The following is a 10,280-nucleotide window of genomic DNA, read 5'->3' as shown; positions in this document are numbered from 1 at the left end:
CGCCGTGATCGAGGTGGACGTGGAGGTCCCGGGGCCGCCTCCCGGGGCGCCGCCGCCGGAGCCCGCGGTTCCCGTACCGGGAGCTGCCGGGTGCGAGCCGGAGCGCCGGTCCGAGTACGGGCCCGATGCCGGAGCGCCGGCCTCCGCCGTCGCCGGGCCGGGCCCGCGGAAGCCGCCGAGCCCCGCCGGACTCAGCCCCCGCCGCGTCCGGTTCGTCTTCGTCGCCCTGATGCTGGCGCTGCTGCTGGCCGCGCTCGAACAGACCATCGTCGCCACGGCGTTGCCCGAGATCGTCGGCGAACTGCACGGCCTGGACCGGATGTCGTGGGCCGTGACCTCGTATCTGCTCGCCGCCACCATCGGGCTGCCCGTCTACGGCAAACTCGGCGACCTCTTCGGCCGCAAGGGGATCTTCCTCTTCGCCATCGTCGTCTTCGTCGCGGGCTCGGCACTGGCGGGCTGGTCCCGCACCATGACCGAACTCATCGCCTACCGCGCCGTCCAGGGCGCCGGAGCGGGCGGCCTGATGATCGGCGTGCAGGCGATCATCGCGGACGTCGTGCCGCCCCGCGCCCGCGGGCGCTACATGGGCCTGATCGGCGCCGCGTTCGGACTGGCGTCGGTGGCCGGACCTCTGCTGGGCGGCTGGTTCACCGACGAGCTGTCCTGGCGCTGGTGCTTCTACATCAACGTCCCCTTCGGCCTGGTCGTCCTGCTCGTCACGGCGTTCGTGCTGAAGCTGCCGCGCCCGCGCGGACGCCCCAAGCTGGACGTGCTCGGCACGCTGCTGCTCGGCGCCTTCTCCACCTGCCTTGTCCTGGTGACGAGTTGGGGCGGCACCGAGTACGACTGGGACGACCCGGTGATCCTCGCCCTGGCCGCCGGAGGCGGAGCGAGCGCCCTGCTCTTCCTCGTCGTCGAACACGTCGCGAGCGAGCCCGTGCTGCCGCTGCGCCTCTTCCGCGACTCCGTCTTCAACGTCACCGGCGTCGTCGGAGTGGCCGTCGGCGTCGCGCTGTTCGGGGCCGCGAGCTATCTGCCGGGCTATCTGCAGATGGTCGACGGCGTCACCGCCACCGAGTCGGGACTGCTGATGCTGCCCATGATGGGCGGCGTCGTCCTCTCCTCGACGCTCTCCGGGCAGCTCATCTCCCGTACGGGCCGCTACCGCCGCTACCCGCTGCTGGGCTGCGCCCTCGCCGCCGTGGGCATGTGGCTGCTGTCGCTGCTGGAGACGGACACCTCGCGCGTGGCCTACAGCGTGTGGATGGCCGTCCTCGGACTGGGCGTCGGACTGGTGCTGCCGGTGCTGGTCCTGGCCGTGCAGAACTCCGTGCCCGCAGGCGACTTGGGCGCCGCGACGAGCGCCAACAACTACTTCCGGCAGATCGGCGGCAGCGTGGGCGCCGCGGTCTTCGGGACGCTCTTCGTCCGGCGGCTCACCGACGCCCTCGCCCAGCGGCTGCCGCACGACGCGACAACGGGCCGGCTGCCCGACCCCTCCTCGCTGACCCCGCAGGCGGTGCACGCGCTGCCCGGCCCGCTCCGGAACATCTACGTGGCGGCCTACGCCGAGGCCATGCCGCGCATCTTCCTCTATCTGGTCCCGGTGCTCGTGCTCGGGCTGATCTTCACCTTCTTCCTCAAGGAGAAACCGCTCGTGAACGAGCACGCTCCCGTGCCCGAGGCACGCACCCCCTCGCACACCGACGCGCCCGCCGCGGCAGCACCGGCCGCCAACGGGCCGCATCCGGCGGGAGTCCCGGTGTGCGGCAGCGTGCGCCACCACGACGGCAGCAGCGTGCCACGGGCCGCGCTCACCCTCATCGACACCGGCGGAGCACAGGTCGGCCGGGGCGCCACGGGCGACGACGGGCGGTACGCGCTGAGCACCCCCGCCTCCGGTGCGTACGTCCTGATCGCCGCCGCGAGCGGCCACCAGCCGCAGGCCGTCAGCGTCACCGTGGGGGAGCGCCCCGTCGAACTCGACATCGTGCTCGGCGGCGCCGGACGGCTGGCGGGCTGTGTGCTCACGCCCGACGGGCAGCCCGTACGGGAGGCCGCGGTGACGCTCACCGACGTACGCGGCGAGGTCGTGGCCGCCACCCGCAGCGCGGACGACGGGAGTTACGTGCTCGACCAGCTCGTCGCCGGGGAGTACACCCTCGCGGCGAGCGCCCCCGCCCACCGTCCGGCGGCGCTGCCGGTGTCCGTGCACGCCGCGCGCGAGACCCGCCAGGACATCGAACTCGCGGGCGGCGCCACGCTCCGCGGGACCGTACGGGCGGGCGGCGGACGGCCCGTCGAGGACGCCCGTGTGACGCTGCTGGACGCCGCGGGCAACGTGGTCGACACCGCGACGACCCGGGCCGACGGCGTCTTCCGCTTCGTCGATCTGGCCGCGGGCGAGTACACCGTCATCGCCGCCGGATATCCGCCGGTGGCGACGGTGCTGCACATCGCCGGCGGCGGACGCACCGAACGCGATCTGCAACTCGGGCACGAGAACTGACGCCTGGGCCGGAACGCCCGCGGAGCGCCGCGGCGCCTGCCGCGCGCACCGTGCGGAGTGCGTGTCGCGGAAAGCGGTCCAAGGCGCCCGTCACACGTGGAAACGCCTGGTCAGCAGGTGACGGCGACGGGTTCCAGTGGTCGAGACCACAGGAGTTATCCACAAGGGTGTCCGCGGGTTTGCCGACCGCGTAACGTTCCCGGCATGAAGATCCTCATCAGCGCCGACATGGAAGGCGCAACCGGCGTGACATGGCCCGCCGACGTCCTGCCGGGCACGCCCCAATGGGAGCGCTGCCGCCCGATGTTCACCTCGGACGTCAACGCGGCGGTGACCGGTTTCTTCGAGGGCGGCGCCGATGAGGTGCTCATCAACGAGGCGCACTGGTCCATGCGGAACCTGCTGCTGGAACAGCTCGACGACCGCGCGCAGATGCTCACCGGCCGGCACAAGTCGCTCAGCATGGTCGAGGGCGTCCAGCACGGAGACGTGGACGGCATCGCGTTCGTCGGCTACCACACCGGCGCCGGCACCGAAGGCGTCCTCGCCCATACGTACTTGGCGAACTCCATCACCGGCGTCTGGGTCGACGGAGCCCGCGCCAGCGAAGGTCTCCTCAACGCCCTCGTCGTCGAGGAGTACGGAGTGCCGGTCGTCCTGGTCACGGGCGACGACCGCACCGTCGAGGACGCGAAGGGCTACGCACCGGACGCGTTCGGCGTCGCCGTGAAGGACTACGTCTCGCGCTACGCGGCGGTCTGCCGCACCCCCGGACGCACCGCCGCCGACATCCAGTCCGCCGCCCGCAAGGCCGTCGCCCTCGCCGTGCGCGCCAGCCCCTCGCAGTCCCAGCAGCACACGGTGGAGCTGGAGTTCGACGCCGAACACCTCGTCGGCGCCGCCACCGTCGTACCGGGCGTGAAGCGCTCCGGAGAGCGCCGCGTCGTCTACACCTCCCCCGACATGTACGAGGGGATCCGCACGTTCAAGGCAGTCACGACGGTCGTATCGGCCGCGGTGGAGGAACAGTATGGCTGAGCACATCGACCAGACGGCGCTCGACGAGGCGGTGACCTTCACCTCGGAGCTGATCCGCATCGACACCACCAACCGCGGCGGCGGCGAGGGCACCGAACGCGAGGCCGCGGAATACGTCGCGGAACGGCTGTCCGCCGTGGGCGTCGAACCGCACCTGCTGGAGAAGGCACCGGGCCGTACGAACGTGGTGGCGCGCATCCCCGGCAGCGACCCCTCCGCAGACGCCCTCCTCGTACACGGCCACCTCGACGTCGTCCCGGCCGAACCGGCCGACTGGAGCGTCCACCCCTTCTCCGGCGAGATCCGCGACGGAGTCGTCTGGGGCCGCGGCGCCATCGACATGAAGAACGCCGACGCCATGGTGCTCGCCCTCGCCCGCGCCTGGGCCCGTGCAGGAGTACCGCCCCGCCGCGACATCGTGCTCGCCTTCACCGCGGACGAGGAGGACAGCGCCGACTACGGCTCGGGCTTCCTCGCCGACCACCACCCCGGCCTCTTCGAAGGCTGCACCGAAGGCATCAGCGAGTCCGGGGCCTTCACCTTCCACGCCGGCCAGGGACTGCGGCTGTATCCCGTGGCCGCGGGCGAACGGGGCACCGGCTGGCTGAAGCTCAGCGCCCGCGGCAAGGCCGGCCACGGCTCCAAGGTCAACCGGGACAACGCCGTCAGCAGACTTGCCGCCGCCGTCGCCCGCATCGGCGACCACGAGTGGCCGCAGCGGCTCACCCCGACGGTGCGCGCCGCCCTGACGGAACTCGCCGCCGTACACGGCCTGCCCCGTCCCGACCTGGACGCGCCCGGCTTCGACGCCGGCAAGCTCCTCGCCGAACTCGGCCCCGCCGCCGCCCTGGTGGAGCCCACCGTGCGCAACAGCGCCAACCCGACGATGCTGGAAGCCGGTTACAAGGTCAACGTCATCCCCGGCAGCGCCACCGCCTTCGTCGACGGGCGGATGCTGCCCGGCGGCGAAGAGGAGTTCCACCGCACCCTCGACGCACTCACCGGCCCCGACGTGGACTGGGAGTTCCACCACCGCGAGGTCGCCCTGGAAGCCCCCGTGGACTCACCGACCTACGGCGTGCTGCGCGAAGCGCTGGAGCACTTCGACCCGGACTCCCACGTCGTCCCGTTCTGCATGTCCGGAGGCACCGACGCCAAGCAGTTCTCCCGGCTGGGCATCGCCGGCTACGGCTTCACACCGCTGAAGCTCCCCGAAGGCTTCGACTACCAGGCGCTCTTCCACGGCGTCGACGAGCGCGTCCCCGTGGAGGCCCTGCACTTCGGCACCCGCGTCCTGGACCGCGCCCTGCGCGCCCTCTGAACACCGCCCACGCGCGCCCGCACCGCCCATCACCTCCACTCCTCCGCACACCGTCCCGTCCCCTTCCCGGCCCATCTGGAGGCTCACCGGACATGGCGAAGACCATTGCCCCGTACGGCAGTTGGCCGTCCCCCATCGACGCCGCGCTCGTCGCCTCACACGACGGACGCCCCGAGTATCTCGGCACCGTCGGCGAGGAGGTCTGGTGGACGGAGCCCCGCCCGGAGGAGGGCGGGCGCCGCGCCCTGATGCGGCTGCCCGCGGGCGGCGGCGAGGCCCATTCGGTGCTGCCCGCGCCATGGAACGTACGCAACCGCGTCATCGAGTACGGCGGCCGGCCCTGGGCGGGCGCGACGCGCACCGACGACGGGCCGCTGGTGGTCTTCACCCACTTCGCGGACCAGCGTCTCTACGCCGTCGCACCGGACAGCCCCGAGCAGAAACCCTGGCCGCTGACGCCCGCCGCGCAGCTCGTACCGGGCGGACTGCGCTGGTGCGACCCCGTCGTGCTGACCGAAGGCCCGGCGGGGCCCGAAGTGTGGTGCGTACTGGAGGAGTTCACCGGTGAGGGCCCCACCGATCTGCGGCGGGTCATCGCCGCCGTCCCCCTCGACGGCTCCGCCGCCGAAGACCGCAGCGTCGTACGCGAACTGACCGACGACGCCAGCCGGTTCGTGACCGGGCCACGGCTCTCCCCAAACGGGACACGCGCCGCATGGCTCGCCTGGGACCACCCGGCGATGCCCTGGGACGGCACCCGCGTGATGACGGCACGGGTCACGGACACCGGGCGGTTCGAAGACGTCCGCACCGTCGCCGGCGGCCCCGAGGAATCCGTCGCACAGGTCGAATGGGCCCCCGACGGCGCTTTGTTGCTCGCCTCCGACGAGTCCGGCTGGTGGAACCTCCAGCGCCTCGACCTCGACGCCGCAGCCTCGGACCCGGGCGCACGGCGCGATCTGTGCCCGCGCGAAGAGGAGTTCGCAGCCGGACTCTGGCGCATCGGACAGACGTGGTTCGAGCCCCTGGACGGCGGCCTCATCGCGGCCCTGCACGGCAAGGGCTCCATGCGGCTGGGCATCCTCGACCCGCAGACCGGCGAACTCGCCGACACCACCGGCCCCTGGACCGAATGGGCCGACCTGGCCACGGCCGGCACCCGGGTCATCGGCGTCGCCGCCGGACCGCAGACCTCCTACGAGGTCGTCGAGATCGACACCCGCACCGGACACAGCAGAGTCGTCGCCGCCCACCACAAGGACGCCGTGGACCCGGCCCACTATCCGCAGCCGCAGGAGCGCACTTTCACTGGCCCGGACGGCCGCGACATCCACGCCCAGGTCTACCCCCCGCACCACCCCGGCTACGAGGCACCCGAAGGGGAGGCGCCCCCGTATGTCGTCTGGGCACACGGCGGCCCGACCGGCCGCGCACCCCTCGTACTCGACCTGGAGATCGCCTACTTCACCTCCCGCGGCATCGGCGTCGTCGAGGTCAACTACGGCGGCTCGACGGGCTACGGACGCGCATACCGCAACCGGCTGCGCGAACAGTGGGGCGTCGTCGACGTCGAGGACTGCGCCGCCGCCGCCCGGCAACTCGCCGCCGAAGGAGAGGCCGACCCGGCACGGCTCGCCGTGCGCGGCGGCAGCGCCGGCGGCTGGACCACCGCCGTCTCCCTCACCTCGCCCGCAGCCGAAGGGCTCTACGCATGCGGGACGATCAGCTACCCCATCCTCGACCTCACCGGCTGGGCCACCGACGAGACCCACGACTTCGAATCGCAGTACCTGGAATCGCTCGTCGGCCCCCTCACGAGCGTCCCCGACCGCTACCGCGACCGCTCACCCCTGCACCACGCCGACCGCATCAGCGTGCCCTTCCTGCTGCTTCAGGGACTCGACGACGTGATCTGCCCGCCCGTGCAGTGCGAACGGTTCCTCGCCGAAGTCGACGGCAGCCGCGTCCCCTACGCCTATCTCACGTTCGAGGGAGAGGGACACGGCTTCCGCCGCGCCGAGACGATCATCCGCGCCACCGAGTCCGAACTCGCCCTGTACGTACAGACCTTCGGCATCACCCGTGACGACGTGCCGGTACTGGAGCTGGACCGATGAGCACTGACACCTCCGCATCGACGACCACGCAGACGACCGCACCCACGCCAGGGACGGCCACCGCCTCCGCCCCGCTGGTCACACCCCTGACCAGGCCCCGGCGACTGCGGAAAGGCGACCGCGTCGGCATCGTCGCCCCCAGCGGCCCCGTGCCCGGTGACCGGCTGGAGAGCGGCCTGACCGTACTGCGCGACTGGGGCCTGGAACCGGTCGTCGGCCCCCACGTACTGACCCCGCACCCCCGACTCGCGCATCTGGCCAGCGCCGACGAACACCGCATCCGCGACTTCGAAGAAGCCTGGTGCGACCCGTCGCTCGCAGCCGTCATCTCCGCCCGCGGCGGCTACGGCACCCAGCGCATCCTCGACCGGCTCGACTGGGACCGGCTCCGCGCGGCCGGACCCAAGGTCTTCGTCGGCTACAGCGACCTCACCGTCCTGCACGAGGCGATGGCGCAACGCCTCGAACTCGCCACACTCCACGGGCCGATGACCGCCACTCTCTCCTTCATCGAGGACGAGGCCACGCGCGAACATCTGCGGCGCTCCCTCTTCACCCCCGAAGAGGTGCTGGAGATCGGGCCGACAGCCGCCACCCGCACGGTCGTTCCGGGACAGGCCCGCGGCGTCACCATCGGCGGGAACCTCTCGCTGCTCGCGGCCGAACTCGGCACCCCGCACGCCCGTACGTCCGCAGCCGGAGCCATCGTGCTCCTGGAAGACATAGACCAGCCGCCCTACAGCCTCGACCGGCTGCTGACGCAACTGCTGCGCTCGGGCTGGTTCGAGGGCGTCGCCGGTATCGCGCTCGGCTCCTGGACGGCGTGCGGCGACCCGGAAGAGGTCAGCACCGTGCTGCGGGAACGCCTCGAACCGCTGGGCGTGCCCCTCGTCGAGGAGTTGGGCTTCGGCCACGGCCCCTCGACCCCCACCCTTCCGCTCGGCGTCCCGGCCGTACTCGACGCCGACGCCGGCACCCTCACATACGACGAACCGGGACTGCTGTGACCGCCATCGAAGCCTCTATCCCACCGCTGCCGCCGGGCGAGCCCGAGCCGTCCGTCGCCGAGCCGCACGCACTCCTGCGCGGCTATCTCGACTACTACCGCGACACGCTCCTGCGCAAGATCGAGGGCCTGCCGGAGGAGGAGCTGCGCGGCAGCCGTGTGCCGTCGGGCTGGTCACCGCTGGAGCTCGTACGCCATCTGACGTATGTCGAACGCCGTTGGCTGTGCTGGGGGTTCGAGGCCGAACGCGTCCCCGACCCGTGGGGCGACCGGGGCGGCGACGACAGATGGCGGGTCCCGGACGGCATGTCCGCGGCAGAGGTCATCGACGCCTTCCGCACCCAGTGCGACCGGTCCCGCGAAATCGTCCGCGACGCACGGCTGGACGCGCGGGCACGGCTCGGCGGGCGCTTCCCCACCGAGGACGAGGCGCCGTCGCTCGCGTGGATCCTCTTCCATCTGCTGCAGGAGTACGCGCGGCACGTGGGACAGCTCGACGTGGCACGGGAGTTGGCAGACGGCACGACGGGGGAGTGAGGCACCCCCCCGCTCAGAGCCCGGCAAGGCCGGCCAGCGTCCGTACCTGTTCCGACCTCCGCCCGCTCTCCGACATCCGCCCGCTGTCGGACAGTTCGCCGTCGCCGTCCAGGTGGTACAGCAGAAAGTCCACGAGGCGGGCCACGGCCCAGGCACGGACGCGGGCGACGTCCGTGCCCGTGGCGTCGGCCACGAGCGCGGTGCGGTCGGCGAGCACTCGCCGGGGGTCGGGGTGTGTGAACGGGTCGTCGATCTGCTGGATCAGCGGCCATGGGTCGAAGGCGGGATCGCCCACCAGCGGCTTGGTGTCGATCGCCAGCCATGGTTCGCGTTCCGCGGCGAGAAGGTTGCCGGGGTTGAAGTCGCCGTGCAGGACGGTCTCCCGGGAGGCGCCGCGCGGCAGTTCGCGCAGCAGTTCCGCCCCGAGCAGGAAGAGTCCGGTGTCGACGCCGGCGGGCCAGGGGTGACGGGCGACGCGTTCCTCGGTACGCAGGGCCCAGTCGTCGCACAGCGCCGACAACCGTTCCACGGACGGCGGTCGGCCCTCGCCGACGGCTTCGTCCGGATCCGCGTCCCACAGTCGTCGCAGCACCCCGGCGCCGAGCAGCAGCCGTTCCTCCGGGGGCAGTTCCGCCGCCGCGCACAGCTCCGTGCCGGGTTCGCACCGCTCCAGCAGGAGCGCGTAGCGCTGCGGGTCGTGCTCGTGGACGAGCACCGAGCCTCGCCCGTTCCACCGCCGCAGCACCTCGCCCTCGGGCCGTGCCTCACGGTGCGGCCAGGTCACCTTCAGCACGGCCGGTGTGCCGTCCGTACGCAGCGCGGGGGCGACCCATGAGCAGCTTCCGCCGTGGTACGGGGTGCCGAGCCGCAGTTCCCAGCGGTCGCGGAACTCCTCGACCAGGGCGGGCAGTTGCTCCAGCCATTCGCGTCCGCTCGCGGTGCGCCGCATGCCGTTCAGTACCGGCAGCGAGGGAGGGAAGAGCGACGGGTCGGTCACGGTACGTTCGTACCATGACCGATGCGCCCGAAGCTCCCGAGATTCTTCTCCTCCGGGTACGGGAGAACGCCGCGCGCGCCGACCGCGACGCGGACTCCCTCTCCGAGGAGGAGCGGGCGCGGGCGGAGGTGTTCCAGCGCCCGGCGGACCGGGAGCGCTTTCTCGTCGCGCACACTGCGCTGCGGCGCGAACTCGCCCACCGCACCGGCTTCGCGCCCGCCGACGTGCCCCTCGTACGGGCTCACTGTCCCGTGTGCGGAGGCCCGCACGGCAGGCCGGGCGTGGCCGGGGATCCGCTGCACTTCTCGCTCTCGCACGCCGGGGACGTGGTGCTGCTCGCGTTCGCCGGGGTGCCCGTGGGCGTGGACGTCGAGGCCGAGCCGTCGGTCGCCGTCGTCGAGGACGTCGCGCGTGCTCTCCATCCGCGTGAGCGGGACGAGTTGGGCGCGCAGGCGCCCGCGGGGCGGCCCGCCGCGTTCGCCCGTTGCTGGACCCGTAAGGAGGCGTATCTCAAGGGCACCGGCACGGGGCTCGCCGAGGAGCCGTCGGTCACCTATGTCGGCACCGGGGAGCCGCCCGCCGAGCCGCCGGGCTGGCGCATCGGCGACATCGCCGCACCGGAGGGCTACGCCGCGGCCTGGGCCTGCCGACGCGGCTGACGCCGCACGCCCCTCCCGCCACCTCCGCGCCCCGTACATCCCCGTACGCCCCCGTCCGCCTCCGAGCCGCACCCACCGCGGCCTCTCGCGCCG

The 10,280-nt window shown here is 72.5% G+C and carries 8 protein-coding genes; 7 read left to right on the top strand and 1 reads right to left on the bottom strand.

Features of this window, described 5'->3' with window-relative positions; genetic code table 11:
* Positions 1-4: 4 nt before the first annotated feature.
* From AN218_RS09760 to AN218_RS09735, 6 genes are all read left to right on the top strand, one after another.
* Positions 5-2,512, top strand: a complete 2,508-nt coding sequence (locus AN218_RS09760; RefSeq protein WP_079131991.1) for an MFS transporter — start codon at positions 5-7, stop codon at positions 2,510-2,512.
* A gap of 204 nt (positions 2,513-2,716) precedes the next feature.
* On the top strand, positions 2,717-3,550 hold the full coding sequence (locus AN218_RS09755) for a M55 family metallopeptidase (RefSeq protein ID WP_070016377.1): 834 nt from the start codon (positions 2,717-2,719) through the stop codon (positions 3,548-3,550).
* Positions 3,543-4,871 carry a M20/M25/M40 family metallo-hydrolase gene (locus AN218_RS09750; RefSeq protein ID WP_070016376.1) on the top strand — a complete coding sequence of 443 codons (1,329 nt, stop codon included), beginning with the start codon at positions 3,543-3,545 and terminating at the stop codon, positions 4,869-4,871. Before AN218_RS09755 ends, AN218_RS09750 begins: the two co-directional genes overlap by 8 nt.
* A 92-nt stretch (positions 4,872-4,963) precedes the next feature.
* Positions 4,964-6,988: a prolyl oligopeptidase family serine peptidase gene (locus AN218_RS09745; RefSeq protein ID WP_070016375.1), complete on the top strand. Its 2,025-nt coding sequence runs from the start codon at positions 4,964-4,966 to the stop codon at positions 6,986-6,988.
* Positions 6,985-7,995 (top strand): S66 peptidase family protein, encoded by a 1,011-nt coding sequence (locus AN218_RS09740; RefSeq protein WP_070016374.1) that lies wholly within the window; start codon positions 6,985-6,987, stop codon positions 7,993-7,995. Before AN218_RS09745 ends, AN218_RS09740 begins: the two co-directional genes overlap by 4 nt.
* Positions 7,992-8,531, top strand: coding sequence for a DinB family protein (locus AN218_RS09735; RefSeq protein ID WP_244900383.1), 540 nt, complete (start codon positions 7,992-7,994; stop codon positions 8,529-8,531). The genes AN218_RS09740 and AN218_RS09735 overlap by 4 nt, the downstream gene beginning before the upstream one ends.
* A gap of 13 nt (positions 8,532-8,544) precedes the next feature.
* Here AN218_RS09735 and AN218_RS09730 read toward each other — a convergent pair whose 3' ends face one another.
* The gene (locus AN218_RS09730; protein ID WP_070016373.1) at positions 8,545-9,528 is read right to left on the bottom strand and encodes an aminoglycoside phosphotransferase family protein; all 984 of its coding nucleotides are present in this window, start codon (positions 9,526-9,528) and stop codon (positions 8,545-8,547) included.
* Positions 9,529-9,542: 14 nt separating this feature from the next.
* Between AN218_RS09730 and AN218_RS09725 the strand changes: the two genes are divergently transcribed.
* Positions 9,543-10,187: a 4'-phosphopantetheinyl transferase family protein gene (locus tag AN218_RS09725; RefSeq protein WP_070016372.1), complete on the top strand. Its 645-nt coding sequence runs from the start codon at positions 9,543-9,545 to the stop codon at positions 10,185-10,187.
* Positions 10,188-10,280 lie beyond the last annotated feature (93 nt).

The organism is Streptomyces nanshensis (assembly GCF_001751255.1).
GTDB lineage: Bacteria > Actinomycetota > Actinomycetes > Streptomycetales > Streptomycetaceae > Streptomyces > Streptomyces nanshensis_A.
The sequence above is the reverse complement of the archived record's forward strand: the minus strand, read 5'-3'. Positions and strand labels throughout refer to the sequence as shown.

Bases quoted from the DNA above. Each gene is read 5' to 3' on its own strand.
- AN218_RS09750 (WP_070016376.1), top strand. From the start codon at position 3,543: ATGGCTGAGCACATCGACCAGACGGCGCTCGACGAGGCGGTGACCTTC.
- AN218_RS09745 (WP_070016375.1), top strand. From the start codon at position 4,964: ATGGCGAAGACCATTGCCCCGTACGGCAGTTGGCCGTCCCCCATCGAC.
- AN218_RS09725 (WP_070016372.1), top strand. From the start codon at position 9,543: ATGACCGATGCGCCCGAAGCTCCCGAGATTCTTCTCCTCCGGGTACGG.
- AN218_RS09755 (WP_070016377.1), top strand. From the start codon at position 2,717: ATGAAGATCCTCATCAGCGCCGACATGGAAGGCGCAACCGGCGTGACA.
- AN218_RS09740 (WP_070016374.1), top strand. From the start codon at position 6,985: ATGAGCACTGACACCTCCGCATCGACGACCACGCAGACGACCGCACCC.